This window comes from Rhodococcus sp. NPDC004095 (genome assembly GCF_053604015.1).
Map to the genome: position 1 here is coordinate 126,101 of NZ_JBSGGS010000006.1, position 26,103 is coordinate 152,203.

General features: G+C 68.9%; 20 protein-coding genes. 4 read left to right on the forward strand and 16 right to left on the reverse strand.

Annotated elements, in window-relative coordinates; translation table 11 throughout:
* Nucleotides 1-84: 84 nt before the first annotated feature.
* The 5 genes from ACWEPG_RS13645 to ACWEPG_RS13665 form a co-directional block, all read right to left on the reverse strand.
* Complete coding sequence (locus ACWEPG_RS13645) at nt 85-1,644, reverse strand: class I adenylate-forming enzyme family protein (RefSeq protein ID WP_452594587.1); 1,560 nt, start codon at nt 1,642-1,644, stop codon at nt 85-87.
* Nucleotides 1,641-2,591 (reverse strand): hypothetical protein, encoded by a 951-nt coding sequence (locus tag ACWEPG_RS13650; protein WP_452594588.1) that lies wholly within the window; start codon nt 2,589-2,591, stop codon nt 1,641-1,643. The genes ACWEPG_RS13645 and ACWEPG_RS13650 overlap by 4 nt, the downstream gene beginning before the upstream one ends.
* Nucleotides 2,588-3,856, reverse strand: a complete 1,269-nt coding sequence (locus tag ACWEPG_RS13655; protein ID WP_452594589.1) for an aromatic ring-hydroxylating oxygenase subunit alpha — start codon at nt 3,854-3,856, stop codon at nt 2,588-2,590. The genes ACWEPG_RS13650 and ACWEPG_RS13655 overlap by 4 nt, the downstream gene beginning before the upstream one ends.
* Before the next feature lie 135 nt (nt 3,857-3,991).
* Nucleotides 3,992-5,029 carry an LLM class F420-dependent oxidoreductase gene (locus ACWEPG_RS13660; RefSeq protein ID WP_450112561.1) on the reverse strand — a complete coding sequence of 346 codons (1,038 nt, stop codon included), beginning with the start codon at nt 5,027-5,029 and terminating at the stop codon, nt 3,992-3,994.
* A gap of 66 nt (nt 5,030-5,095) precedes the next feature.
* A complete protein-coding gene (locus tag ACWEPG_RS13665) occupies nt 5,096-5,905 on the reverse strand; it encodes an enoyl-CoA hydratase/isomerase family protein (RefSeq protein WP_450112560.1) in 810 nt (269 codons plus the stop codon).
* Between the two features lie 133 nt (nt 5,906-6,038).
* Between ACWEPG_RS13665 and ACWEPG_RS13670 the strand changes: the two genes are divergently transcribed.
* Nucleotides 6,039-6,881: a glucose 1-dehydrogenase gene (locus tag ACWEPG_RS13670; protein WP_450112559.1), complete on the forward strand. Its 843-nt coding sequence runs from the start codon at nt 6,039-6,041 to the stop codon at nt 6,879-6,881.
* A 7-nt stretch (nt 6,882-6,888) separates the two neighbouring features.
* Here the strand turns inward: ACWEPG_RS13670 and eutC are convergent, their stop codons facing one another.
* From eutC to ACWEPG_RS13705, 7 genes are all read right to left on the reverse strand, one after another.
* A complete protein-coding gene (gene eutC, locus ACWEPG_RS13675) occupies nt 6,889-7,674 on the reverse strand; it encodes an ethanolamine ammonia-lyase subunit EutC (protein ID WP_450112558.1) in 786 nt (261 codons plus the stop codon).
* A gap of 1 nt (nt 7,675) precedes the next feature.
* The gene (locus ACWEPG_RS13680) at nt 7,676-9,088 is read right to left on the reverse strand and encodes an ethanolamine ammonia-lyase subunit EutB (RefSeq protein ID WP_452594590.1); all 1,413 of its coding nucleotides are present in this window, start codon (nt 9,086-9,088) and stop codon (nt 7,676-7,678) included.
* A complete protein-coding gene (gene eat / locus ACWEPG_RS13685; RefSeq protein ID WP_450112556.1) occupies nt 9,085-10,560 on the reverse strand; it encodes an ethanolamine permease in 1,476 nt (491 codons plus the stop codon). Before eat ends, ACWEPG_RS13680 begins: the two co-directional genes overlap by 4 nt.
* 763 nt (nt 10,561-11,323) lie before the next feature.
* Nucleotides 11,324-12,079, reverse strand: coding sequence for an SDR family oxidoreductase (locus tag ACWEPG_RS13690; RefSeq protein ID WP_450112555.1), 756 nt, complete (start codon nt 12,077-12,079; stop codon nt 11,324-11,326).
* The gene (locus ACWEPG_RS13695) at nt 12,076-13,599 is read right to left on the reverse strand and encodes a class I adenylate-forming enzyme family protein (RefSeq protein WP_450112554.1); all 1,524 of its coding nucleotides are present in this window, start codon (nt 13,597-13,599) and stop codon (nt 12,076-12,078) included. The genes ACWEPG_RS13690 and ACWEPG_RS13695 overlap by 4 nt, the downstream gene beginning before the upstream one ends.
* A 184-nt stretch (nt 13,600-13,783) precedes the next feature.
* Complete coding sequence (locus ACWEPG_RS13700) at nt 13,784-14,095, reverse strand: DUF202 domain-containing protein (protein ID WP_450112553.1); 312 nt, start codon at nt 14,093-14,095, stop codon at nt 13,784-13,786.
* Complete coding sequence (locus ACWEPG_RS13705) at nt 14,089-14,457, reverse strand: YidH family protein (RefSeq protein WP_450112552.1); 369 nt, start codon at nt 14,455-14,457, stop codon at nt 14,089-14,091. The genes ACWEPG_RS13700 and ACWEPG_RS13705 overlap by 7 nt, the downstream gene beginning before the upstream one ends.
* Before the next feature lie 54 nt (nt 14,458-14,511).
* Here ACWEPG_RS13705 and ACWEPG_RS13710 point away from each other — a divergent pair, with 54 nt between their 5' ends.
* The 3 genes from ACWEPG_RS13710 (at nt 14,512) to ACWEPG_RS13720 (ending at nt 17,880) form a co-directional block, all read left to right on the forward strand.
* The gene (locus tag ACWEPG_RS13710; protein WP_450112551.1) at nt 14,512-15,117 is read left to right on the forward strand and encodes a TetR/AcrR family transcriptional regulator; all 606 of its coding nucleotides are present in this window, start codon (nt 14,512-14,514) and stop codon (nt 15,115-15,117) included.
* 239 nt (nt 15,118-15,356) lie between these two features.
* Nucleotides 15,357-16,292 carry a TauD/TfdA dioxygenase family protein gene (locus tag ACWEPG_RS13715; RefSeq protein ID WP_450112651.1) on the forward strand — a complete coding sequence of 312 codons (936 nt, stop codon included), beginning with the start codon at nt 15,357-15,359 and terminating at the stop codon, nt 16,290-16,292.
* A gap of 97 nt (nt 16,293-16,389) precedes the next feature.
* The gene (locus ACWEPG_RS13720) at nt 16,390-17,880 is read left to right on the forward strand and encodes an MFS transporter (protein WP_452594591.1); all 1,491 of its coding nucleotides are present in this window, start codon (nt 16,390-16,392) and stop codon (nt 17,878-17,880) included.
* A 102-nt stretch (nt 17,881-17,982) separates the two neighbouring features.
* On the opposite strand, the gene ACWEPG_RS13725 is transcribed toward ACWEPG_RS13720, so the two are convergent.
* From ACWEPG_RS13725 to ACWEPG_RS13740, 4 genes are read right to left on the reverse strand one after another with little or no spacing between them, the layout of a single operon-like run.
* Nucleotides 17,983-20,103: a molybdopterin-containing oxidoreductase family protein gene (locus ACWEPG_RS13725; protein WP_452594592.1), complete on the reverse strand. Its 2,121-nt coding sequence runs from the start codon at nt 20,101-20,103 to the stop codon at nt 17,983-17,985.
* The gene (locus ACWEPG_RS13730; protein WP_452594593.1) at nt 20,100-21,734 is read right to left on the reverse strand and encodes an FAD-dependent oxidoreductase; all 1,635 of its coding nucleotides are present in this window, start codon (nt 21,732-21,734) and stop codon (nt 20,100-20,102) included. Before ACWEPG_RS13730 ends, ACWEPG_RS13725 begins: the two co-directional genes overlap by 4 nt.
* The gene (locus ACWEPG_RS13735; RefSeq protein WP_452594594.1) at nt 21,734-23,971 is read right to left on the reverse strand and encodes a molybdopterin-dependent oxidoreductase; all 2,238 of its coding nucleotides are present in this window, start codon (nt 23,969-23,971) and stop codon (nt 21,734-21,736) included. The genes ACWEPG_RS13730 and ACWEPG_RS13735 overlap by 1 nt, the downstream gene beginning before the upstream one ends.
* Nucleotides 23,971-26,103: a molybdopterin-containing oxidoreductase family protein gene (locus ACWEPG_RS13740; protein WP_452594595.1), complete on the reverse strand. Its 2,133-nt coding sequence runs from the start codon at nt 26,101-26,103 to the stop codon at nt 23,971-23,973. Before ACWEPG_RS13740 ends, ACWEPG_RS13735 begins: the two co-directional genes overlap by 1 nt.

The following is a 26,103-nucleotide window of genomic DNA, read 5'->3' on the forward strand; positions in this document are numbered from 1 at the left end:
CGGTGCCCATCCCGCCGCGGCGCGCCGGTCAGGAAAACCCTAGTTGGACGGGCCACCGGCACCGCCGCCGCCCGGCGGCCGCGGTCACTCGCCCACTGCGGGGCGTGGGACCGTTCCACCGAGCCGGGTACCCCAGTCCGGCAGACTGCCGAACTGCCGACGAAGCGCGGCCTTGTCCACCTTCATCCCGGCGGTCCGGGGCAGCGGCTCCGCCAGCATTTCAACGTATCGAGGCGACTTGTAGCGTGCGAGGCGCATCCGGCAGTGCTCGACCACCGCCTCGGGACCGACGTGATCCGTTCCCCGGATCAGCACGGCGGGCGATTCCCCGAACTCGACATCGGGCACGCCGATGACCGCCACTTCGAGCACGCCGGGAAGCTCCATGATCGCGCGCTCGAGTTCCGCGGCGTAGATGTTGATCCCGCCGGAGATGATGACGTCCTTGGTCCGCCCGACGATGCGCAGCGACCCGTCCGGCTCCCACTGTCCGACGTCACCGGTGTGGAACCCGTCGGGCGTGAAGTACTCCGACGTCAACGCGGGATCGTTCCAGTAGCCCGCCGCGAGACCGGGCCCCGAGATCACGACCTCGCCCCGCTCCCCGGGCGGGCAGGGCGTGCCGTCGGGCGCGACGACCCGAATCTCACTGGTGACACCGCCCCTGCCCACGCAATCCGGGTTGTCGATCGACGCCTGAACGCTCGGGACCGAGACGTTCGACTGCGACTCGGTCATCCCGTACACCTGCCGAAGACCGACACCCTTGTCGGACCACGAACGGATGAGGTTGGCCGTGACGGGGTTTCCCCCGGTGAACGCGACGGTCAACGACGAGAGGTCCGCCTCGGCGAACTCCGGGACCGCCGCCATCTGTTCGTAGAAGATGGTCGTCGCACCCAGTTGATTGATCTTCTTGTCCCGGATGAGTGCGAGCGCTGCGCGCGGCTCCCACTCCGGAAGGAACACCACACTTCCCCCGAGCACGAGTGGCCCGAGGAAACCGTTGAGCAGGCCGGCCGCGAACGACATCGAGCTGACGTTCAGTGATCGAGCGCGCAGGAAGCCCGGCTCCTGCAGGCACCACTCGAAGAAGGCTGCGGAGAGCGTGCGATGGGTGTAGACGACTCCCTTCGGCAGCCCCGTCGACCCCGAGGTCGACAGGATGCAGACGGCGTCGGTCTCCCGCGCGGTCCCGATTGGGGGTGCCTGCGGGCCGCCGTCGGCGGCCACGTCCTCGAGGTCCAGGACGGTGGTCGCCGGTGCGGCGGCTTCCAGGTTCGCGCGGCACGCGGCCGAGGTGACGATCGCGTCCACCTCGAGGCGAGCGAGCGCCTCCCCGAGTTCGGTCGCACTGTTCCGCTCGTTGAGCGGGCACACGACCGCGCCGACGCGGAGGATTCCGATCGCGGCGGCGGCCCAGGTCAGCGAGGGACGGCCAACGACGGCAACGCGGTCGCCCGCGCCGATCCCCTGTCCGATCAGGCGGGCGGCGGCGGCGCCGGCACGGCGATCGAGTTCCCGCCACGTCAGCACCTGGCCCTCGCACTCGACCGCCGGTTCGTCGGGCATCCGGGACGTCCATGCGGCAAGCGGGCGAAGGATGTTCGATTCCACTTCTGTGCCTTTCGTTCGGTCTGTCACTCCGGCACGTCGTGTGCACGGAGTCGGCGGCGCATCGCCTGCGGTGCGCCGCTGAAGAGCAAGTCGGTGCGGTCCCGCTGGAAGGCGGCCGCCCGGAAGGCGTCGAACTCCGCACCTGACGCGGAGCGCACGCTGGTGTGCACGGCGGCGGCGCCGCCGTCCGCGAGATACCGAACCGCCTGGCACACGACCTGTACGGCGGTGTCGAAGGCGGCCGGATCACCGTCAGGACCGCGCACGTCGTGAACGGCACCGATCTCGCCGGTGCGGCTCACGTCGGCATATCCGATCGCCTGGTCGTCGGCGCCCGCGACCTCGATCCGGATTCGATCGCGGACCGGTTCGCCGAAGACCGACCACTCGTCCGGCGTGGGGCGGGCCCCCTGCCGCACGAGGCGTGTTCTCACGGCCCCGGGCCGCGGCATCCCGACCGCTCGCGACGCGTCGAAGTCCGACCGAGAGGGAAGGATCAGGTGGGTCCGGCTGCCCGCGGGCATCACGCCGAACCGTGCGGCAATTCGCGACGCCGCCGGATGGGAGCCGTACGCGCACAGCAGCACCCGCTCGAACGGCGCTCTGGTCGCGGCGTCTCGGAGGAGCGACTCGACCACCGATGTCGCCACGCCCATCGAGCGGAAGGCCGGTGCGACGAGGAGATCGGCGGCACCGACGCCGTCGCCCAGCGGCGCAACCGTCAGCACCGCGGCCAGATGCCCGCGGGGCGCCGCCGGGATGTCGTGGCGGCGCAGGTGTGTGTAGACCGAAGCGGTCGCGGCCGAGTCGGACCGCCAGACCTCTCCCGCCAGCGCGGCCGAGTACCCCATCTCGTCGTCGGCGGCGATCGCCGCGGACCGCAGTGCCGCGGGCTCCCCCGTGGGAAGGCCCCGTTGCCAGCGGATCTCGATGTCGGGAGGCGCCGGGGGAGGTTCCGTGTGATCGGCGATCACGACCGCGGCTCGCAGCGGATCAGCTCGTCGATGCGCCGGCGGAACAGATGGCTCGCTATCTCGTTGCGACCCAACAACATCTCGCCGGCGTCAAGGCTGTTCATGGAGCGCTGGGAGCTGTCGAGAATCGGAAAGTCCTCGTCGTGGAGGATGGAGATCAGGATGTTCCAGTTCTTGGCCCACCGCTTCGACCAGCGCTCCTCGGTCAGCCCGCTCGCCTCGACCGTCGGTGCCATGATCCGCATCTGCATGATCGACTCGTTCGGGTCGGCGCCGACCGGACGGAACGTCAGCAACTCGAAATGCGTGGCGTGCTTGAGCAACATCGCGTTCGGCGCGAGGAAGCAACTCTCGATGGTGTGGCCCTCCATCGACTCGTCCCATTCGACCTCGGTCCCGATGAACTGGTCGATGCTCTTACGCGCCGTGAGGAACCAGAACGAGCTGCCGAAGTCGCGGAGTGTGACGGCGTTGGTGTGCAACATCTTTCCAGCGGTGTTCGGATGCGCATACTTGACGTGGTAGTTGTCGAGGAAGCCGTCCTGCATGATCTTCCAGTTGACGGGGCGGCGATAGGTGTGTGGATCGACGCTGACCAGGTCGCCGAGGCGGTAGTCGGCCATGATCGTGTCGACCTCGGGACCGAGCCAGGAGGCGACGTCGATCCGGCGCGCCGGATTGTCGATCACCCAGACGAAGCCGTGGCGTTCCTCCACCGGGAGTTCCACCAACCCGTACTTCGATCGGTCGAACTCGCCGAACGTCGCGTCCAGCGTGACCGTCCGCAGCTGACCGTCCGGATCGTAGGACCAACGGTGGTACGGACAGGAGAAGAGGCGGCACTTGCCGGACTCCTCGGTGACCAGTTGCGCTCCCCGGTGGCGGCATGCGTTGACGAACGCCTTCACCGTGCCGTCCTTCTGCCGCACCACCACAACGTTGTTGCGCGGCAACTCGACCGACACGAAGTCGTGCCGGGCTGCCAGCTCCGACGAGTGCGCAACGATGAACGGGACCTCGCCGAAGATCCTGTCCCGCTCCAGCTCCGCTCGCATCGGGTCGCGGTAGTCGCCCGCGTCGAACGGTTCGATCCGCTCCCACTGATCGGTGACGGAGCCGGCGAGATGGCCCAGCAGGTCCCGAAGGGCGTGATCGCGAATGCTCTTGATGTCCACGTCGACTGTCACGTCGACCTCACTTTCCGCGCGAAACCGATGACACCGCAGGTCGCCCGCACCGAAACGCTCGACTGTGACCTGCGTCATGCAATAAACTAGAGCCATTAGTATTTGAAGTCAACAGCGGAAGGGCTTCTGGTGGAACGACAAAGCCCGCGCACCGAGATCACGAATCTCGGTGCGCGGGCCACGGGATGGAACGACGCCGGCGCGGAACTGCGGTCAGGAGCGAATGGCGTCGAGAATCCGCTCCCTACTCCCCGGACGTGGCCATCCCCCGAGGATCAGGGTGGTCAGACAGGTCTTCTTCCAACGCCTCTCGATGTCCTCGCAGATCTTGTCCGCGGGACCGACGAGGGCGACGTCCTCGACCATCGCCGTCGGCACCGCCTGCGCGGCCAGATCCGCTCTGCCGCTGAGGTACAGCTCCTGGATCTCGGCGCACGCGTCACCCCAGCCCATCCGCACGAACACGTCGTTGTGGAAGTTCGCGTCCTTGGCGCCCATGCCGCCCGCGTACAGCGCCACGACCGGCTTGAGCCGGGAGGCCGCCCGCTCGACGTCGTCGTCCTCGACCAGCCAGCACACGTTGGCCACCTCGAAGTCGTCCGCGGTGCGGCGGGCACCCTCGCGGGCGAAACCCTCGGCGAGGGCAGCGCGGTAGAAGTCGTCGGTCTTCGGGGAGAACCAGAGCGGCGTCCATCCGTCTGCGATCTCGGCGGCGAGGGCCACGTTCTTCGGTCCCTCCGCGCCCATGTAGACCGGGATCTCGCGGCGCAGCGGGTGCACGATCGACTTCAGCGGCTTCCCCAGGCCGGTGCCGCCCTGGTACGGCAGCTGGTAGTGCCTGCCCTCGAAGGTCACCGGCTCGTCCCGGGCCCACACCGCCCGCATGATCGCGATGTACTCGCGGGTCCGCTCGAGTGGTCGCGGGTACGGCTGTCCGTACCACCCCTCGACCACCTGCGGACCGGACGCGCCGATGCCGAGAATCACGCGACCGCCGCTGAGGTGGTCGAGGGTCTGCGCCGCCATCGCCAGCGCGGTGGGGGTGCGCGCCGACATCTGGCACACCGAGGTGCCGAGCGCGATCGTCGAGGTGCGGGCGCCCCACCAGGCGAGCGGGGTCAACGCGTCGGACCCGTACGACTCGGCCGTCCAGAAGCTGTCGACGCCGAGGGCCTCGGCCTCCGCAACGGTCTGTTCCATCCGCCGCGGCGGTCCCGAGCCCCAGTACCCGGCCATGACTCCGACCTTCACTTCGGTACCACCCCTTCGTCTCGTCTGTTCAAAGCTGTTGTCCCGTAGGTGGTTCTGTTAGATCTGTCACGCATTCCGATAAACAGGCGGACGCTTCTCGAGGAACGAGTACACGGCCTCGCGGTGGTCCTTGGTCATGGCGGCGAGGATCTGGGTCCGGTTCTCCAGGTCGATCGCGGCGCGCAGGCTCGGGACCTCGAGGTTGGACCACATCACCTCCTTGGTCATCCACACCCCGAACGGGCTGTTGCGCGCGATGTTCTCTGCGGTGTCGAGCGCTGTGTCGAGCAACCGCTCCGCGGGATGCACGGACGACACGATGCCGACGCGTTCGCACTCGGTGGCGTCGACGGGCCGACCGGTGAGGAGAATCTCTGCCGCCCTGGAGAATCCGATCATCCGGGGCAGCAGCCAGCTGACGCCGATGTCGCAGCTGGACTGCCCGCGGTTGATGAAGGAAGCGTGCAGCGCCGCGGTGTCGGCCATGATCCGGACGTCGGCCATCAGCGCCAACGCCATTCCGCCGCCGGCGGCGGCGCCGTTGATCGCGGCCACCACGGGCGGCCGCGCACCGCGGAACGCCTCGACCAGTGACGCGATGTGCTGCTGCACCCGCATCCCGGCTTGCGCCCGTCCCTCGCCCTCGCTCGCGCCGGGCGGGGTGCCGTAGCCGCGCAGGTCGATCCCCGCGCAGAAGGCCCGCCCGTTCCCGGTCAGCACGATCGCGCGGGTCTCCGAGTCGTGGCGGACGTCGGCCAGCACCGCGTGCAGTTCCTCGACGAGTTGAGCATTCATCGCGTTCAGCGCGTCCGCGCGGTTGAGGCGGATCAGCAGAACGCCCGGCCGCGGCCGCTCGGTCAGGATCAGTTCGGACATGCGGGGCCTTCCCCTCGTGCGGTTGCGACGGCCTCGACTTCGCACTGTGACCGTCGACATATCAAGCTAATGGCTTTAGGTTAATACCTCAAGATGCGTGTTTCTCACGGACAGCAGGGAAGAGGTTCGAGACATGGCGGAACTGCACGGCAAGGTCGCGGTGGTGACGGGAGGCGCGAGCGGCATCGGCGCCGCGACCTGCGCCCTTCTGGCGGAGCGGGGCGCCCGGGTGGTGGTGACCGACATCGACGACGCACGCGGCGAGGCGGTCGCGGCCGCCCTCGGCGAGCACGGCGTCTACTTGCACACCGACGTGACACGCGAGGACCACATCGCGGCAGCGGTCGAGGCCGCGACCGAGCGCTTCGGCCGGCTGGACGCGATGGTGAACAACGCCGGACGGGTCGGCGCGTGGACCTACCTCGAGGACACCACCGTCGACGAGTGGGACGCCTCGTTCGCGGTGCTCGCGCGCAGCGCCTTCCTGGGCACCAAGCACGCCGCCCGGGTGATGCGCGAGCAGGGCTTCGGCGCCGTCGTCAACGTGTCGTCGGTGGCCGGGGTGCGCACCGGCTTCGGCCCGCACCCCTACGGCGCCGCAAAGGCTGCCGTGTTGCAGATGACCCGCAGTGCTGCCAGGGAACTGGCAGAGTTCCATGTCCGCGTCAACGCCGTCACCCCCGGCGGGGTCGCCACCCGCATCGTCGGCCACGGTGCCGGCCTGGACGGAGACGCACTCGACGCCAGTGTCGCCGGCGTGCGCAAGGGACTGGCGACGTTCCAGCCCATCCCCCGCGCCGGCGAGGGCGCGGACATCGCCGGCGCGATCGCCTACCTGGTCTCGGACGACGCGTCGTTCGTGACCGGGCAGAACATCGTCGTCGACGGCGGCCTCACACTCGGCAAGGCGTGGCCGGGCAACTACCGTGCCGAGGCCGACGCCGTGTCCGCGCGCAGTGTCACCGACATCGTGTGACGTCGCATCACGTTGCCGCCGAATCGATGACACCGATACTCGGGCCGGCGCCGTCGAGTGCGTCGGCGCGTGAGGTGTCCTTGAGGTCCACGCCGGACCGGCCCAGTCGGCGTGCCCCGACAACCAGGCCGGCGACCACCCGAGCGGCGACTGCGTAGTCCAGCCCCTCGGGTGGGTGGATGTTGGAGACACAGTTGCGGTCGGCGTCCGTGCGCCCGGGCGTCGGACGGTGCGTGAGGTAGACCCCCACGCTGTCCGCGACCGACAGTCCGGGACGCTCCCCGATCAGCACCAGTACCGTCCGCACCCCCAGCGCCGCACCGATGTGGTCGCCGAGTGCCACCCGCGCCTGCGTCGCGATCACCGGCGGCGCGACGGTAAAGCGTCCGTCGAACTCGGCGACGAGTGCCGACAGGAGGGGCACCGCGTGATCGGCGATCGCCCGCGGCGACAATCCGTCGGCGAGAACGACTCCGATGTCCGCGGTGGTCGACTCGACCGCGGCCAGGTCCGCAGGCGTCCGTCCCAGATCCGGTCGGCGGAGGTACTCGCTCCGCTCCGCCGCCCGGCTGGTGACGACCACGGGCCGCCCCAGCCCGACGGCCTCGACCCGGTCGACGAGCGGCCCGGTGTCGAGCGGTTGGTGCACGGCGTCGCGCGCGGCGGCATGCGCGGCACGGAACTCGAGCACCCGCGCCGTCGGCAGCGCGTCACCGGAGCGACCCAGCCCGATCCGCGCCTGCGTCGTGGTACGCAGCTCGTCCCAGAAGCTCTGCAGTGCCGGATCGTCCACGTCACTTCACCCCCGTCAACGCGCGCAACGGCGAGGTCGATGCGTCCACCGGCAGCACCCGGCCCCCCTCGTCCATCAGGCCGAGGCGCCGTAACCAGTTCTCGAACTCGGGCGCCGGCCGCAGACCCAGCACCTGCCGGGCGTAGAGGGCGTCGTGGAACGAGAGGCTCTGGTAGCCGAGCATCACGTCGTCCGCGCCGGGCACCGCAATCACGAACGCGGCCCCGGCCACGCCGAGCAGCGTCAGCAACGTGTCCATGTCGTCCTGGTCGGCCTCGGCGTGGTTCGTGTAGCAGACGTCGACGCCCATCGGCAGCCCCAGGAGCTTGCCGCAGAAGTGGTCCTCGAGTCCGGCGCGGATGATCTGCTTGCCGTCGTAGAGGTACTCGGGACCGATGAACCCGACGACGGTGTTGACCAGCAGCGGTTCGAGGTCGCGGGCGACGGCGTAGGCGCGGGTCTCGAGGGTCTGCTGGTCGACGGGACGGCCCCCGGTCCCGAAGTGCGCACCTGCGCTCAGCGCGGACCCCTGCCCGGTCTCCAGGTACATCACGTTGTCCCCGACCGTGCCGCGGCGCAGGGACCGTCCCGCCGCATTCGCCTCCCGCAGCAGCGAGATATCCACACCGAAAGACGAATTGGCGCCCTGCGTGCCGGCGATCGACTGGAACACCAGATCGACCGGCACACCCTCCTCGATCAGACCCATCGTCGTCGTCACGTGCGAGAGCACACACGACTGCGCCGGGATGTCGAAGCGCTGCCGGATCTCGTCGAGCAGGTGCAGCAGGTCCGCGGTGGCATGCGGCGAGTCCGTCGCAGGGTTGATCCCGATCACGGCGTCACCGCAGCCGAGCAGCAACCCGTCGAGCGTCGCCGCCGCGATGCCCCTCGGGTCGTCTGTCGGATGGTTCGGCTGCAGGCGCGTGGCCAGCCGGCCCGGCACCCCGAGCGTCGTCCGGAACGCCGCCGTCACCTCCGCGGCCCGAGCGACGGCGATCAGGTCCTGATTACGCATGATCTTGCTGACCGCCGCGACCATCTCCGGCGTCAGCCCCGGCGCGACCCGCGCCAACGTCTCGGCCGCGTTCGGCGCCGCCGCTGTCGCCAGCAACCAGTCCCGCAACCCGCCGACCGTCAGGTGGGCAACCTCCCCGAACGCCATCTTGTCGTGGGTGTCGATGATCAGCCGCGTCACCTCGTCGTCCTCGTACGGGACGAGGAGGTCCTCGAGGAACGTGCCGAGCGGGACGTCCGCGAGCGCCCACTGCGCGGCCGCCCGCTCGGCGTCCGAGGTAGCCGCACAGCCGGCCAACTCGTCGCCGCTGCGCAGCGGCGTCGCCTTCGCCATCAGGTCGACGAGGCCCTCGAAGGTGTGGCCGACGCCGGCCACCTGCTGCGTGTAGATCGTCATTCCAGGTCTTCCTCCGCCCGCGCGAGAGCAGCGAACTCCTCGTCCGGCGAGTTGGCAACGAGACGGTGGCGACTGTAGAGCCCGAAGTACGCCATGAAACCGGCGAACGCGACAAGGGTCCACAGCGCGGCGACGGGGTCGACCAAGAAGGTAGCGACAACGGCCACGGCGGCGATCACGAGCGCGAACGACGTGGTGGCGACGCCACCGGGCGTGCGATACGGGCGCCGCATTCCGGGCTCTCGACGCCGCAGGACGATGTGGCTCACCATCATCAGGACATAACTGACGGCCGCGCCGAACACCGCCATGTTCAGCAGCATCGCGCCCTCTCCGGTGAGCGAGAGGATGAAACCGACCGCGCCCGGCACGATGAGTGCGAGCACCGGCGCCTTCCGGGAATTGGTCACCGACAGGTTCTTCGGCAGGTACCCGGCCCGTGACAAGGCGAAGGTCTGCCGGGAGTAGGCGTACATGATCGAGAAGAAGCTCGCGACGAGCCCGGCCAGGCCGATGTAGTTGACCACCTTGGCGGCCGCACCGTCCCCGAGTGCCTCGACGAGCGGGTTGCCCGAGTTCGACAGGGCCTCGGCGCCCAGCGCCCCGGTGGCCAGGAACAGTACCGTCGCCCCGGTCACCAGCAGGACGAGCATGCTGATGATGATTCCACGCGGCACGTTCTTCTCGGGCTCCCGCGCCTCCTCTGCGGCGAGCGGGACACCCTCGACGGCCAGGAAGAACCAGATCGCGAACGGGACCGCGGCCCAAATGCCGAACAGACCGAACGGCAGGAAACTCGACGCCCCGACGGCGTCGGTCGGCGCGATGTCGGTGAGGTTGCCCGAGTCGAACAAGCCGACCGCCGAGATGGCGAACACGATCAGCCCGACCAGTGCGATCGCAGTGATCACGAACATGGCCTTGAGCGCTTCCCCGGCGCCGGTCAGGTGGATGCCGATGAAGATGGCGTAGACCGCGAGGTACACCCACCAGCCGTCGGTGATCCCGAACAGGTTCAGCGATTCGACGTATCCGCCGATGAAGGTCGCGATGGCTGCCGGAGCGATCGAATACTCAATGAGAATTGCTGTGCCGGTTGCGAATCCGCCCCACGGTCCGAGCGCCCGGCGGGCGAACGTGTAGCCGCCACCGGCAGCGGGCAGCGCAGAGGACAGTTCGGCCATCCCGAGGACCATGGCGAGGTACATGCCCGCGATGACGACGGCGGCGATGAGCAGACCGCCGAAGCCCCCCTCGGCGAGGCCGTTGTTCCAACCGGCATAGTCGCCGGAGATGACGTAGCTGACGCCCAGGCCGGCGAGCAGCAGCCAACCCGCGGAACCCTTACGCAGAGTTCTCTTTTCGAGATACCTGCGGTCCTCGTCGTGAAAGTCGGCTCCGTCGTGGTGCTCGGCGGAGCCGTTCGGGTGCACGGCGGAGCCGGAGCCCTGCGGATGTTCTACCACCGACACTGTCCACCCCCCACCGTCGTGAGGGTGGCCGCCCTTGCCCGCGGGCGTGGCGTGCCGGGCTGACCCGGAGGGAGGTACTCGGTCATTGTTCGAACTCCTGCGCCGTGTGCGGATGTGGTGCCGTGACCACCGGCCTGATGTGATGTAGAACACTAAGACGAGGAGCGTTGCAACTACGTTGCGAGCCGAGGCTGCCGGTCCGGGGCGGTCGGGGAACCGGACGCACGCGCGACGACCACCCCTTCACGCTCCCCCAGGCCCGCGAGCACCACACCCATGGGGTCGACGATCATGCTCGCGCCGGAGGCCGTACAGGAGCCACCAGACCGCTGGTACGCCACGGAGAGGATTCCGGTGAAGATGAACGCCGCGTGCCAACTGAACGTCGAGACCAGGAATGTCGATCCGGTAGATCGTCGACTCCGACGGAACCGTTCGACCCCATCTCGACGAGTCGTCGCCGGATATGGAACGGACCGTTGTCGCGGCCCTGATCGGGCAACTGCTTGCGCGCGAGCACCATCGCCCCGACCACCTCCGTAGAGGTGGTCGAGGGACGGTGGCGTCGACCTTCTTCCCCCTGGCCCGATCGGCGATCGCCGCAACGACCGCCGGGCCGAGGACCCTCCCTCGACGTGTCATCGACAGATCGTCGAAGGCAACACCTGTCCATGATGTCGCGACACCTCGAACTGTCCACTATGTCCTGACGACGCACAGGTGGGCCTGACCACCGGATGTGCGCACAGGTGACGGAACCGTCTCAGACGCCGACCGGGCCGCCCAGCCAGACGCCGACCTCTTCACCGGAGACGTGCCTGCCCTCCTCGCTGACGAGGAACGACACCGTGGAGGCGATGGATTCGGCCGGGATCCTCGGCCAGTGGGCCGCAAGGGTCTCCACGGCACCGTCGCCGCCCGACGCGATGATGTCGGTCTCCACGAAGCCGGGCATGACGGTGTTGACGGTGATCCCACGGCGCGCGACCTCGAGGGCCATCGAACGGGTCATGCCGACGAGCCCCGCCTTCGCGGCGGAGTAGGCGCTCATGCCCGGTGACGGCCGCCGCCCACCCGACGGACTGCTGACGAAGACGACACGCCCCCAACCGCTCTCGTACATCGCGGGCAGCGCGGCGTGGGTGCAGTAGAAGGCGCCACTGAGGTTGACGCCGATCACCCGGTCCCAGTCCGCAGGGGACTGCTTACGCGCCGCTCCGGCGATGTTCATCCCTGCGTTGTTGACCAGCACGGTCGGCGCCGACCCCAGATCTGCTGTCGCGGCGGTGATCAACTGCTCGGCCTGGGTGGCGTCGGACACGTCCGCGCGGATCGCGGCGGCCCGCCCGCCCGCGGCGACGATCTTGTCCACCACGTCATGCGCGTCCGCCGCGCTGGACGAATAATTGACGGCCACCGCGAACCCGTCGGCGGCCAGGCGCCGGGAGATCGCGGCCCCGATCCCGCGGCCGCCGCCGGTCACCACCGCCACCCGCTGTTGCTCGGACACCACCGTCACCGCACCTTCGGGTAGGTCTGGGGCACATCGGAATAGGTATCCCGCAGGTCCCGCTTGGAGATCTTGCCGCTGGCCATCCGGGGCAGCCCGCTGTCGACGAACACCACGTACCGCGGGACCTTGAAGTCGGCGAGGTTGCGGTTGCAGTGCTCGACGACGTCCGCCTCGGTCAACCCCTCCACCTTCTTCACGATCGCGGCGGGTGTCTCGCCGAACTTCTCGTCGGGCACGCTGATCACCGCGACCTCCTCGACGCCGGGCATGCGGTTGATCACCTGCTCGATCTCGGCCGGCGAGATGTTCAGTCCGCCGGAGATGATCATGTCCTTGAGCCGGTCCACGAAGGTGAGATAGCCGTTCTCGTCGAGCTTTCCGAGGTCGCCGGTGTGCAGCCAGCCGTCGATCAGCGCGGCGCGGGTGGCGTCCTCGTTGCGCCAGTATCCCGGCATCATGCCCGGACCTCGCAGCAGGATCTGACCCACTTCGCCCGGGGCGCACTCGTTCCCGTCCGCGTCGACGACGCGGATCTTCGTGAAGATCCCGCCGAAACCGCACTTGTCGGGATGGTCGGCCGCCTCGTTCCGGGGCATCGCGGTGGCCGATCCGCCGATCTCGGTCTGCCCGTAGATCTGCCGCAGCTGCACGCCCCGGGCCAGCCAGACCCCGACCAGCGCCGAGGGCACCCGGGCCCCGCCGACGTGGGCGGTGGTGAGGTGGCTCAGGTCCGCGCCCTCGAAGCCGGGCACCCGGGAGATCTGCTCGAACAGGATCGGCGGTCCGGTCAGGGTGGTGGCGCGGCTGTCCTTCATCACCCGCAGCGCCGCCTCTGGATCGAATCCCGGCTGCAGCAGGAGGGTGCCGCCGTGCAGCACGGTGCGCGAGATGCCCCAGATGATGCCCGCCGCGGTGAACAGCGGCAGCACGAGCAGCGGGCGCAGGCCGTTCTGCTCGATCGGCTCCATCAGTGACCACTCGTGCATCTCGCCGGCAATGGTGGCGTGCGTGAACACGACACCCTTCGGCTTGCCGGTGGTGCCGCTGGTGAACACGATCGCGGTGGGATCGGACTGCTCGGTCACCGGCGTGCGGAACGCCGCGTGTGCCCTGCCGCGGAGCGGGCGGACGTCCGTCTCGAATTCCGCGATGGCGAAGGTGCCGCGCGGCGCGTGCACTTCGTCGAGGCGCGAGCGCAGGGCCTCGTCGCAGTACACGACCGTGGGCTCACAGTCCTCCACCAGGGTGGTCAGCTCGCCGGCGAGCATCCGCTGGTTGAACGGTGCCGAGATGGCGCCCACCTTCATCGCGCCGAGCGCCGCGACGCACCATTCCAGGGAGTTCACGCCGAGGTAGCTGACCCGGTCCCCGGCCGTGACGCCTCGCGCAGCGAGGTCGTGGGCGACGCCGTCCGCCCAGGTGTCGAGTTCGCGGTAGGTCACCACGTCGCCGGCGAAGTCGATCGCGGGCTGGTCGGGGACGGTTCGTGCCCAGTAGGTGAGTGCGTCGATCACGGTTCCGCTCATGGAATGCCTCCCGAGGAGTCGCCGCGGCCGGTTCTACTCGAACCTCCGCCGCGCAGGACAGGGGTACGTGGCACCCTGGAGGTGGCCCACGTCACACTCGGTTAACCTAATGGCATTTGGTTCTGTTCACAAGCCCGACGAGCAAGGTCGAAGCCACGAAGCCGCCCCGACCCGGAGGCACTCGTCAGACGAGCACGGCAATCAACTCACCCGCCCCGACGAGGCACACGGCGCTGGCGAGAGTCAATGGCGGCAACCCGCTTCGCGCCCGGCCCTGTCGCCGACGGCCGGCGTGCCGGGCGTACCGCGCGCCACTCCCCCCGAAGACCCACGCCCCCAGCAGAGCCGAACCAGCAAGGAGTGCGACGATCGCGGGCGCCCACGCCCTGCCCACCAGGCGGGCGATGACTGCCGCACCGACCATCACCGACAACGCCGTGCGCTGCCAGGCCAGCGCGGTCCTCTCGTTGGCCAGTCCCGGATCCCGTTTCACCATGTCGCCACCAGAACGATCAGGGCCGCCGCGACCGTGACCACGCAGAAAACGACGCCGAACCGGAACGTCGGCAGTGGTTCGCCACGCCTGATGGCCACCTCCGCCCGCGCCCAGCGCACCCACGAGTTCACGGCAACGACAATGCCGGCGCAGACCAGGAGCACTCCCAGCATTTTTCGAGCGGCCTCGGACAACGACAGGTCGACCACTTCCAGCGCCGCCCCCGCCGCCAGAAGAGCGAACGCGGTTCGGATCCACGCCAGAAAGGTTCGCTCATTGGCGAAACTGAACCGGTAGTCGGGCTCCTCCCCTTCCCGATAGACCCACTTCGGCCACCGAGTTGCACCACCCACGTCCTTCACCCTCTCGCCGGAACCTCATTGACTTTTAATCCTAATGCCTTTAAATTTTGTCACATGACGCAGCTCACATCGCGGGAACGGATGATCGACGCCGCAGAAGAGTTGATCGCCGAACGCGGCATCGCAGCCATGACTCTGCGTCAGGTCCACACCATGTCCGGACAGTCGAACCGTGTTGCGGCGCAGTATCATTTCGGATCCAAGGCCGGACTAGTCGCTGCCGTCGTCGACAGGAGAATGGCGACGATCAACGAACGCAGGCGAGAGATGCTGCATCGCAACTCGAGCCGGACCACGATACGGACACTGGTCGAGGCATTGGTTCTTCCGTTCGCCCAGGAAACCGTGTTCCACGAAAACAGCTACTACGCACGCTTTCTCGTACAGTGCATGAACGATCCACTGCTCGCCGACATGATCTATCAGCACCTCCACGCAGACAGTGTCCGTGACGTGATGGACCAGCTCGTCGAGCAAAGCGATCTCCCGGACTCGACGGCACGGAATCGAGCGATGAACCTGGCGCACCTGACCGCCGTCGCCATCGCCCGGATGGAGGGATCGATCGACGAGATCGACGATCTTTCCGCACGGATTTCCGATCTCGTCGATTCCGGTGTCGGACTGTTCGAGGCACCGGCCTCCCCGATCGACGCTTAGGTCGCGGCCCAGCCACGTCACCTCCCGGCCGGCGGCCCCGGACAACTGCGCCCCGTTCTTGGCCGCGATGTCGGTCTGTTTTGTTGTACCCCAATACATTCAAATGCAAAGACGACCCGGCTACGCCATCCTGGCCGACCGGCGTCGATATTCGCCGTTTGTTCGATTCTCATCGGCCCGACCAGAGCACTTCGCCTGGTCCGTTCGTCATACGAAGAATCGCCCGGAAAGGAAACCTCATGTTGCGTCAGCATTCCGTGACAACCCCCGCCATGGCAGCCGTGGGACTGGGCCCGATCGTGTCCCGCCGTTCTCCGGACTCGTTCGGCCCGCAAACCTACGATCGGATCACCCTGCGTGCGGTGACCCCGACGATCGGCGCCGAGATCAGCGGGATCGACCTCGGCAGCCTCGACGACGAGGCGTTCGCGGAAATCGAGCGGGCACTGCTGGAATGGAAGGTCCTCTTCTTCCGGGACCAGCACATCACCCGCGACGAGCACCGCGAGTTCGCCGCCCGGCTGGGCGAGATCGAACTCCATCCCTTCTTCCGCTTCGCGCAGCCCGGCCAATCGGCGAAGGATGTCTCCACCCTGGCCCGCGGAACCGGTAGCCCCGGATACGAGAACAACTGGCACAACGACGTGACATTCCTTGAAACACCTTCCAAGGCAGCGGTTCTCAGAGCGATTGAGATCCCGGAGGTGGGTGGCGACACGCTTTGGGCTGACATGGGCGCCGCCTACGACGCGCTCACCGATGAGATGAAGGAGCGCCTCGACGGGGCGCGTGCCGAGCACGACTGGATCAATACCTTCGGGTCCTACATGGAGGACGAGGTGCGCGAGGGGTTCCGCGCGGACCACCCGCCGGTGGAACATCCCGTGGTCCGCGTCATTCCCGAGAACGGCCGGCGGGTCCTCTTCGTCAACGCGCTCTTCACCAACCGGATCGTCGGGGTCACCGGCGAGGAGTCGGATGCCCTGCTCGACGGCCTGTACCGGCACATTCAGCGCCCCGAATTCCAGGTTCGCCTGAAGTGGCAGCCCGACACCATCGCCGTCTGGGACAACCGATCCTGCCAGCACTACGCCACCAGCGACTACTTCCCGCAGCGCCGCGTCATGGAGCGCATCTCGGTGGTCGGCGAACGTCCCGGCGGGGTGACGGCATGACCACGACAGCAGCAGCAACCGAGCGCCCTTCCCGCGCGTTCCGCCGAACGGACGGAGAATCCTGATGGCCCCGCAGCCTCCCGGGAGCGCATCCCCCATGGCGGCCTCGGCCGACACCGTGGCGGCCGTATCCCTGACGACCCCCGGTGAACTCTCCAAACGTCGCTCGATCACGATCGTCGTCCTGCTCGTTCTGCTGGCCGAGGTGTTCGCCTTCGAGTTCAACATGGTCGCGCCCGCACTGCCGAACATCGCGGCGCATTTCGGCGTCACCAGCGTCAGCATCGTGTTCGCCCTCGGCCTGCTGGTGGGCGCGGTGGTCGTGCCGATCTTCGCCAAGCTCGGCGACCGATACGGCAAGAAGAAGGTGCTCCTCGCCGGCGCCGCCGCGGTCGCGGTCGGCGCGGTCATCTGCATCTTCGCGCCGACATTCGAGATTCTGCTGTTCGGACGCGCTGTCCAGGGAATCGGCATGATCGGCTCGGTGATCACCTACGGGCTGATCCGTGACCTGCTACCTGCGAGGTTCGTCCCGATCGGCATCGGCGGCATCGGGCTCGGCTTCGGTGTGTCCGGTCTGCTGGGCCCACTGCTCGGTGGCTGGCTCATCGACAACAGCGGCTGGCAGGCCACCTTCGTCTTCCTGCTCGCCTACGTCCTCGTCACCGGAACCCTGGTGGCGCTCTTCGTCCCCGAGACGACGGTACGGGCCCGCCACCGCGTCGACTATGTGGGCGCGGCCTTCCTCGGTGCCGGAGTCGGTCTCCTGATGTACGCGGCCACCTTCGTCAACTATCGGACGCCCGCGGCGGTGATCGGAGTCCTGACGCTGATCGCCTTCTACTTCATCGAACGCCGGACCGCCGAGCCGTTGATCTCCTTCCGTCTGCTCTCCCACCCGCCGGTATGGACGACGCTCGCGGTCTGTGCATTACTCGGGGCCGCCGTCGCGGCCGGGAACGGGATCCTGCCGCAGATGCTGCGTGCCTCGTCTGCGCCGGGCACCGACACACCGGGGCTGGGCCTGTCCGCGTTGCAGTACGCCATCTACCTCGGCGTTCCCTTCGGCCTGACCGGTGCGCTCACCGGCCTGCTCGCCGGCTGGGGCAGCCGTCGGTGGGGTCCGAGAATCCCCCTCGCCATCGGCGGAACCTGTTGGCTGATCTCGTGCCTGCTGCTGGCAGGCGGCATCGTCACCAACACCGCCGCGGTCATCGCGGTGGGTCTGCTGCTCGGAATGGGCCAGGGCTGCTACTACGCGTCCTCGGGGAATCTGCTGATCGAAGCGGTGCCGGCGACATCACAGGGCATCGGTGCGTCGATGAAGTTCCAGGCCGAGCAGCTGTCGGGCTCGCTGAGCTTGGCGGTGTTCGGCCTGATCCTCGCGTCGTCGGTTCAGGGCATCAACCCCGAAACGTCCATGGTCTGGTACGACATGCACGGGTTCCGGATCGTGTACGTGATCCTCGCCGTGGTCTGCGTGGTCGGCATCGTGAGCGTGCTCCTGATGAAGCACGGTCGGGCTCCCGCCAGCGGAGGAAGCGCCTCCGACCGCCCCGAGGTCGTCGAACTCGAGAACAACCACTGAGCAGCGAAACTCGCTGTGCACGTGTTCGATCCGATGGAACCACACGCGTTGCCGGTACCGTTCCCGATCCATTCGCCGAGAACGGTACCCGGCACGCCCACCTCACTGCCGCACGACGTCGACGCCTATACCGGTGAGGTGAGACTGGTTGCTGAGCGGGTCGTAGCCCTCCCGTCCGGTGGGCGCGAGCCTGTTGACGTTGACGCCGGGGTGTCGGCGGGCCACGTCGAGACCGTGGGCGGTGCCTTGACCCCAGCCGTGCGTCATCGCCACGACCCCCGGACGCAGGGCGTCGTCGTACACCAGCACCGCGTGGACCTCCCCGTGCCGGTTGCGCACCGCGACGTCGTCGCCCTCGACCAGACCGCGGCCGCGCGCGTCGTCCGGATTCATCCACAGCGGATTGTCCTGATGGACACCCTGTTTGAGTACCGGAATGTTGTGCAACCAACTGTTGACCATGTAGTTGGTCCGGCGCGTGATCAGTTTGAGCTGGTCGGCGGGTTCGGCGGCAAGTTCCTCGAAGATGCGCTCGGCGCTCGCGTACGAGCGCCGGAAGAGCGCCGGGCAGCAGTCGATCAACCCGTCCTCGTGCTGTACCGCGATGTCGAAGGCGTCGGACGGGACGGCCTCCGGCAGCACTGCGGTCTGGCACGGCATCGCCTGCAGGGTCTCGATACTCAGTCCCGACTCCGCCAGCGCCGCGTCGACGGCAGCGAACGGATTCGGTTCCGGATCGTCGAGCAGGGTCGGAACACCCATCTCCTGCTGGATGCGCGACAGAATCCACCAGTCGTCGCGTCGCTCCCCCGCCGCCGGGACAACCGCGGGCGTGTACTGCACGTAGGGCTCCATCGCGACGCCCATCGTGTTCAGGAAGTTCACGTCCTCCCGCTCGAGCCAATCCGTCGCCGGCAGAACGTAGTCCGCGATCTCGCCGGTGACGGTGCGGTACAGGTCGACCGTCACGATCAGCTCGAGCTGCTCGAGAGCTCGACGCAGTCGTCCGTCGCCGCCCACCGACAGCAGCGGATTACCCGATACGACGATCAGTGCGCGGATCGGATCGTCCGGGCTCTCGATGAACTCCGGGAGCAGGGCCGCGGGCAGATCACCACCGACGGTACGCATCTCCCCGAACGGCCCGTCGAAGAAGGGGTCCTCCCGCTTGCGCTTCGAGTGCTGCACCACGTCGGCGACGCCGCGGGAGTAGATGTTGCCGCCCCAACGGCCGAGGTTGCCGGAGAACAGGCTCACCATCGTCAGCATCCAGTACGCCAGCGCGCCCTGGCGCCCCTGGTTCACCCCCGTTGCCATGTAGATGCTCGCGCTCGGCGCCGCGCAGAAGTCGGCCGCGACCCGCAGGATCGCCTCGGCCGGGACACCGACGACCGACGCAACCCGCTCGGCGGGATACCGCCGGACGAACTCGAGCAGGCCGTCGACATTCCGGCCGTGACGTTCCACCTCGGCCCGGTCGTACCCGATCCGGAAGACGATCTCGTGCAGCAACGCGGCGAGAAAATAGAAGTCGGTGTCCGGCTTGATCTGCAGGACGTCACCGGTCTCCGGTGACGACGACTCGATCCTGCGGGGATTCACGAAGAGCACCGTGCCGCCCCGCTGCTTGACGGCCCGGATCTTCGCCATGGGGTCAGAGATGTGGATCAGCGTCATGTGCGACACCTGCGGATTGCTGCCGAGGCACAGGAAGTAGTCCGTGTGCAGCAGGTCGGGGATCGGGTGCGCCATCGACGCTCCGTAGATCGCCTCGCTGGCAGCGTATTTGGCGGAGGTGTCCTGGGTTCCGGCGCTGAAGCGCATGCGGGTGTCGAAGCCACGCGCGATCGTCGCGGCGTTCGCGTAGTAGGCGCCGTTGAAGGCCGACGGGTTGCCCTGGTACACCGCGAGCGCGTTCCGTCCGTGCCGCCGTCGGATGTCCTGCAGCCGTTCAGCGATGTCCCGGGCGGCGTCGTCCCAGTCGACCGGTTCGAAGACGCCGCGTTCCTCGCTGCGCGGGTTCGCCCGTCGGAGCGGCCGGTCGAGCCGATCCGGATCGCGGTGGACCTGCAGGTAGTGCACGCCCTTGTGGCAGGAGAATCCGCGGTGCACCGGGTGATCCCGGTCGGGTTGCAGCCGGGTGACCTCACCGCCGTCGACCTCCGCGAGCAGGCCGCACCCCGGCTCGCAGATTCGGCAGAAGGTGTGGACGGTGCGTGTCATCGAGGACCTCGGGCGGCAGTCGCGACGGACACCGCGGTGTCTGCGTCCACGATCTTGATGCGGGGACGGCCCGCCTCCCGGCCGCGCTCTCGCTCGTGGCGGTCTATCGCACGCCAGTCCGCACCACTGAGCGCATCGGGGCGGCGGGTGCGGACGAGCGTCGTCAGTTCGCCGGCCGTGGACACCGGTGTCGCGAGCTGCCCGTCGCGGTGATCGGCGAGCAGCGACTCGACCGTCTCCGCAGCGCAGTAGCGGTTTGTGCCGATCACCCCGGTCGCGCCGCGTTTGATCCAGCCGGCCACGTACTGACCGGCGACGGGGTCGCCGGTTTCCGGTTCCACCACACGGCCCGCGACATTGGCGACCGTGCCGGTGGCATCGTCGAACGGGAGACCCGGGATCGGCAGCCCCCGGTAGCCGACCGCCCGCAGCACCAGCCCGCACTCGATCCTGTCGCCTGCCCCCGACTCGGTGTCCGCCACCAGCACTGCCTCGACGCGGTTCACACCGAACGCCTCCATCGGTGTGCTCCCGAACCGCAGCACGATCCGCCGGTTGCCCGGCGTCGGCGTGCGCCGGGAGTAGTCCGCCAGGATCTGCAGCTTCGTCGGTGCATCCGGGCCCGCGTCCACCGGCCCGTCCACGAGCACGTCGATCCCCGGCAGCGATCCGAGCGCGAGCAGTTCGGGGGTGGTGCAGGCCGCGTGCTCGGGGCCGCGACGGCCCAGCACCACCACCTCCTCGATCCGGCTGTCCGCCAGCGCGGACAGGGCGTGATCGGCGATGTCGGTGCGGCGCAACGTCTCCACGTCGGACACGAGGATGCGGGCCACGTCGAGTGCGACGTTGCCGTTGCCGACCACGACGGCGCGCGACCCGGTCAGGTCGAAGGAGCGAGCGGCGTGGTCGGGGTGACCGTTGTACCAGGCCACGAACTCCCTGGCGGCGTGGCTGCCCGGCAGCTCCTCGCCGGGGACACCGAGGCGCCGATCGCCTGATGCACCGGACGCGTGGATCACCGCGTGGTGGTGGGCCAGCACCTCCTCGACTGTCACGTCGCGCCCGACCTCGACACCGAGGTGGAACGCGAAGCCGGTGCGGCGTGCCGTGCGGTCGAACACGCGGTCCACCGTCTTGGTGTGCCAGTGATCCGGTGCCACACCGAAACGCACCAGTCCCCCTGCGACAGGGAGCCGTTCGAACATGGTGACCTCGGCGGCGATGTCGCGGCGGGCGAGGAGTTCCTCGGCGGCGTAGAACGCCGACGGCCCGGATCCCACGATCGCCACCCGCAGCGGCGGCGGGTCGACCACACCCGCGGTCGCGATGGCGAGTGGCAGCGGCTGGACGTGCGCACCCGGGGCAGCGGTGCGCGGATTCCGTTGGAAGTACTCGGCATTGATGTCGCGATAGCGGTCGATGTCCGGTACGACTGCGTCACCGGGGACGATCGCGTCCACCGGGCAGACGTCGGAGCAGGCGCCGCAGTCGATGCAGGTGCCCGGATCGATGTACAGCATCTCGGTGCGCCGGTATTCCCGTTCGGCGGGGGTCGGATGGATGCAGTCGACTGGGCACACCGCGACACAGGTCGCGTCGTTGCAGCAGTTCTGGGTGACCACGTACGCCATCAGGAGTGCTCCTCGCTCGTGCGCGTCACCGTGACCGGGACGCCGTTGAAGATCGGGGACGCGGTCAGCGCCTCCAGTGCCGTGTCGTCGTCCACCAGCGCGTTGTAATTGCTGCCGGGAGCCGAGGCCGACCGGGGTGTGCGCAGTCCCGGACCGTCATGGCCCCACCCGTGCGGCATGCTCGCCACGCCGGGCCGCAGCGCATCGTCGATCCTCAGTTCCGCGGCCACGGTGGTGACGCGGGACGTCACCGCGACCCGGTCGCCGTCGACGAGACCTCGTTCGGCCGCGTCGTGCGGGCTCATCAGCAGTGCGCACTGGCCGCCGTCGGGCTGGGGCAGCGCGTTGTGCAGCCACGAGTTCATGCCCCGGCGCTGGCGCCGGTTGATCAGCACCAGTTCCGGGGCGGGCCGGGTCATGCTCGCGCGCAGGCGCGGCAGATCTCGGGCGATCATCTCGGGCACGAGGTGAATCCGTCCGTCCGGGGTGCGCAGCACCTCCGGCAGGCGAGAGGTCAGTGGTCCGTAGTCGATGCCGTCGAGGTTGTCCTCGAGCGCCGCGAGGGTCAGTCCACCGGGGTCGAGGCCGAACCGGTCACCGTAGGGTCCGCTGCGCAGTCGCAGGTCGAGCAGCCGTTGCGGTCCGCGGCGACCGGCGGTCGCCTCGCCGGCCCGCTCCGATTCGCAGCCGGCGAGTTTCGCGGCCCGCCGCGCGGCGACGGCCGCGACCTCGTCGTCCATCTCGTCGACGGGACGGTGCGGGGTGCCCTTCGCGATCGCGGCCAGCCGCAGCAGGATCTGCCATTCCGCCATCTCTCCGTCCGCGAGGTCCAGCAGCGGCGGCGTGTAGCGGGCCACGTTCCGGATCTGGAAGTGCGACAACGTCACGTCATGGTGGCCACGGGTCGTCACCGGCGGCGGGGGCAGGATGACGTCCGCGTGGCGGGTGGTCTCGTTGAGGTAGCAGTCCACCGACACCATGAACTCGAGCGCGTCGAGCGCCTCCTCGATCGCACCGCTGTTCGGGAGGGACCGCGCGGGGTTGCCGGCGAGGGTGATCAGTGCGCGGGTGCGGCCGGGTCCGGGGGTGAGGATCTCCTCGGCGAAGCACACGGCGGGCAGCTCCCCCATCGCCTCCGGCAGCCCCCGAACCCGGGAACGCCAGCGATCGAACATCAGCTTCGGCGGCTTCGTGACCGGCCAGGTGTTCTGACCGCCGGCCGGGGGGAGCGAGAACATCGCACCGCCGGGGCGGTCCAGATTCCCGGTGACGATCGTGAGCACCTCGACGAGCCAGTTCGCGAGCGTGCCGAATTCCTGCATGCAGGTGCCGATCCGCGAATGCGCCACCGCCGCAGTCGCTCCCGCGAACCCGCGGGCGACTGTCCGGATCAGCGCGACGTCGACCCCACAAGCCTCGGCGACCGACTCCGGGGTGTACTCGCGTGCCAGCGCGAGCGCCTCGTCCAGACCGTCGACGACGTCCGGCACGCGGCCCGGTCGGGCCAAGCCCTCCGCCGCGATCACCGAGAGCACGCCGAGCAGGAACAGCGCGTCGGTGCCGGGCCGGATCGGTACGTGCTGGTCCGCGACCTCGGCGGTGCGGGTGCGCACCGGGTCCACCACGACGAGGGTGCCGCCCCGCTCGCGCAACGCCTGCAACCGGTGGTGCATGCCGGGCGCGGTGACGGTGCTGCCGTTGGACACCATCGGGTTCGAGCCGAGGATCAGCAGATAGTCGGTGCGGTCGATGTCGGGCAGGCTCATGCCCAGCCCCGTGCCGTACAGGAGCATGTGCGCGAGGTTCTTCGGCCACGTGTCGACGCTGGCCGGCGAGTAGACGTTCCGGGTGCCGAGCGCACCGATCAGCTCGCCGAGATAGAACGTCGAATCCAGGTGGTGGGCGGCCGGATTGCCGTGGTAAAGCGCGCAGCTACCCGGATCGTCGGTGACGAACTCCGGTAGCCGGCGCGCGATCTCGGCGAAGGCCTCGCCCCAGGTGGCCTCCCGGAACCCGCCGCCGGTGGTGCGCAGCAGCGGTGTCCGGATCCGGTCGGGGTCGCCCTCGATGTGGCCGAGCCCGAGACCCTTCGCGCAGCTGTGTCCCGCGCTCATCAGGTCCGCGGGGTTCGGGGCGACCCGGGTGATGGCACGGCCCTCGAGTTCGACCAGCAGCCCGCAGGTCGACTCGCACAGCGGGCAGATGCGATGCCCGGTGCGTGCTTCGGTGGTGGTCATCACGAATCGTCCTCTTCGCTCGTCGTGGGCTCGACCGCGACGGGGACGGCGGTCATCGTCGGCATCGCGTTGATCGCCTGCACACCGTCCCGGGTTCCGGTGAGCACGTTGACGTTCACTCCGAGGTCCTCCCGCCGGTCGACACTGCCGAAGCAGTGGGTCATCGTCACGGTGCCCCGGGACAGGGAACGATCCGCCCGTGCGGTCGCGCGCAGCCGTCCCGACGCCGAGCGCACGGTCACCCGCTGACCATCGGCGACACCGAGGGCGGCGAGGTCGTCGGGGTGCATGCTCGCCGGGTTGGTTCCGCCCGGTACGAGCCCGGGCACGCGGGTTCCGGTGGAATTCACGGTCTCGCGGATCCGGCGGACCGTGAGTAGCAGCGGAAACCTTTCGGTGACAGCCGTGTCCGTCAGCGCTGCGCGCAGTTCGGCGCGCACGTCGTCGGGCATCAGGTGCAGGCGGTGGCCGGCTCCCTCCGCGGTCGCGGGGCCCACGACGGCGCCGCTGTCGCCGGCGAGGTGACCGTGCGGGGCGGCGACCAGGTCGGCGAACGGGACGCGTCCCCGTTCGGCCATCATCGCCAACATCTGCTCGGAGGTCGGCGGCGCGGCGGGATCGAGGATGCGCCCGGCGAACTTGAGCGGCTGCCCCGAGGCGGCCGCGAGGTCGAGGAAGAACCGCCAGTCGTCGACGACATCGGGAGGCGGCGTCACGACGGCGGGCGTGAACTGCGCGAACGGGCGCGGGAAAAACGGCTCCATGATCGCGGTGTGGTCGGCACGTTCGTACATGGTGGTCGGCGCGATCACGTAGTGCGCGAGCCGGGCTGTGTCCGACATGCGGGGATCGATGCACACCAGCAGGTCGAGGGAGCGCAACGCGCGCAACGCCTTCCCCCGGTCCGGCAGGGCCGCGGCCGGATTGCCTCCGGAGACGATCAGCGCCCGCACCCGGTCGGGTCCGGGCGCGAGGATCTCGTCGGCGAGGAGGCCGGACGGGAGCTCGCCGCGCATCGCGCGCACCCCACCGATGCGGCTGGGATAGCCGCGTTCGTAGGCCCGGGACGGCGGGGCGACCTCCGCGCGGGCGGGCACGTGCCGGGTCAGGACGGCGCGGTCGTCGGCCCGCTCCCCCTCGCGCAGGTACCGTCCGCACACCACGTTCAGGGCGGCGACGAGGTGCTCCGCGAGGTTCGAGTGCGGGCCCATGCACAGCCCCGTCCCACTGGTCGCCATCCCCCGACTGCCGGCTGCGAACATCCGCGCCGCGGTACGGACCCGGTCGGCGGGGACGCCGCAGATCCGCTGCACGACAGCGGGAGTCACATCGGACACGGCGTCGGCGAGAGCCCCCGAATCGGCGGTGTACCGGCGACAGAAGTCGGCGTCGTGAAGACGCTCGGTGAGGATGACGTGGAGCAGGCCCGCGAGCAGCACCGCGTCCGTCCCCGGGCGCGGGGCCAGGTGCACGTCGGCCAGCGCCGCGGTCTCGGTGCGGCGCGGGTCGACGACGATCAGCCGCAACCCACGCTCGCGGGCCGCGCGCAAGGTGACGGACGGGTTCTGCACGACCGCTCCGTCCCCGTCGCCCCCGTTGCCGGAGACGACCGGGTTGGTGCCCGCCAGGAGCCACACGCCGGCGGCCTCGAATCGCTGCCGTCCCCCGAGATATGTTCCCATTCGTTCGGCGACAACCCATTTCGCGGACTGGTCGATGGTCATGGTGGAAAACAGCTTGTGTGATCCGGTGCCCTTGAACCACGCGCGGGCCATCGGGGGTGTGAGAGCGGCGAAGTTCTGTTGGGTGCCCATGAACAGCGCGACCGCATCCGGCCCGTGGCGGTCCACGATGGCGCGCAGGCGATCCGCGATCTCGGCGACGGCCCGCGCCACCGGCACCGGTTCGTGTGATCCGGCGGAGGTGCGCCGCATCGAGGTGGTCAACCGGTCCGGCCCGTGGACGAGATCGCCGCCACGGCGCCCCTTCGGGCAGGTGTACCCGCCGGAGATCGGGTGCCGGGCGTCCCCGAGCACCCGTGCGATCCGCCCGTCCTCGATGTCGAGCAGCACCCCGCACGAGGAGGCGCACAGCCGGCAGAACGACGTGTGCCGGGACGTGGCGGATCGCAT

Excerpts from the sequence above, each read along its gene's own strand:
- ACWEPG_RS13710 (WP_450112551.1), top strand. The coding sequence starts at position 14,512 with ATGACGCAGCTCACATCGCGGGAACGGATGATCGACGCCGCAGAAGAG.
- ACWEPG_RS13740 (WP_452594595.1), bottom strand. The coding sequence starts at position 26,103 with ATGCGATCCGCCACGTCCCGGCACACGTCGTTCTGCCGGCTGTGCGCC.
- ACWEPG_RS13665 (WP_450112560.1), bottom strand. The coding sequence starts at position 5,905 with ATGTCCGAACTGATCCTGACCGAGCGGCCGCGGCCGGGCGTTCTGCTG.
- ACWEPG_RS13730 (WP_452594593.1), bottom strand. The coding sequence starts at position 21,734 with ATGGCGTACGTGGTCACCCAGAACTGCTGCAACGACGCGACCTGTGTC.
- ACWEPG_RS13725 (WP_452594592.1), bottom strand. The coding sequence starts at position 20,103 with ATGACACGCACCGTCCACACCTTCTGCCGAATCTGCGAGCCGGGGTGC.
- ACWEPG_RS13680 (WP_452594590.1), bottom strand. The coding sequence starts at position 9,088 with ATGACGATCTACACGCAGCAGGTGGCCGGCGTCGGCCACACCTTCGAG.
- ACWEPG_RS13670 (WP_450112559.1), top strand. The coding sequence starts at position 6,039 with ATGGCGGAACTGCACGGCAAGGTCGCGGTGGTGACGGGAGGCGCGAGC.
- ACWEPG_RS13655 (WP_452594589.1), bottom strand. The coding sequence starts at position 3,856 with ATGACGCAGGTCACAGTCGAGCGTTTCGGTGCGGGCGACCTGCGGTGT.
- ACWEPG_RS13695 (WP_450112554.1), bottom strand. The coding sequence starts at position 13,599 with ATGAGCGGAACCGTGATCGACGCACTCACCTACTGGGCACGAACCGTC.
- ACWEPG_RS13735 (WP_452594594.1), bottom strand. The coding sequence starts at position 23,971 with ATGACCACCACCGAAGCACGCACCGGGCATCGCATCTGCCCGCTGTGC.
- ACWEPG_RS13715 (WP_450112651.1), top strand. The coding sequence starts at position 15,357 with ATGTTGCGTCAGCATTCCGTGACAACCCCCGCCATGGCAGCCGTGGGA.
- ACWEPG_RS13720 (WP_452594591.1), top strand. The coding sequence starts at position 16,390 with ATGGCGGCCTCGGCCGACACCGTGGCGGCCGTATCCCTGACGACCCCC.
- ACWEPG_RS13700 (WP_450112553.1), bottom strand. The coding sequence starts at position 14,095 with ATGGTGAAACGGGATCCGGGACTGGCCAACGAGAGGACCGCGCTGGCC.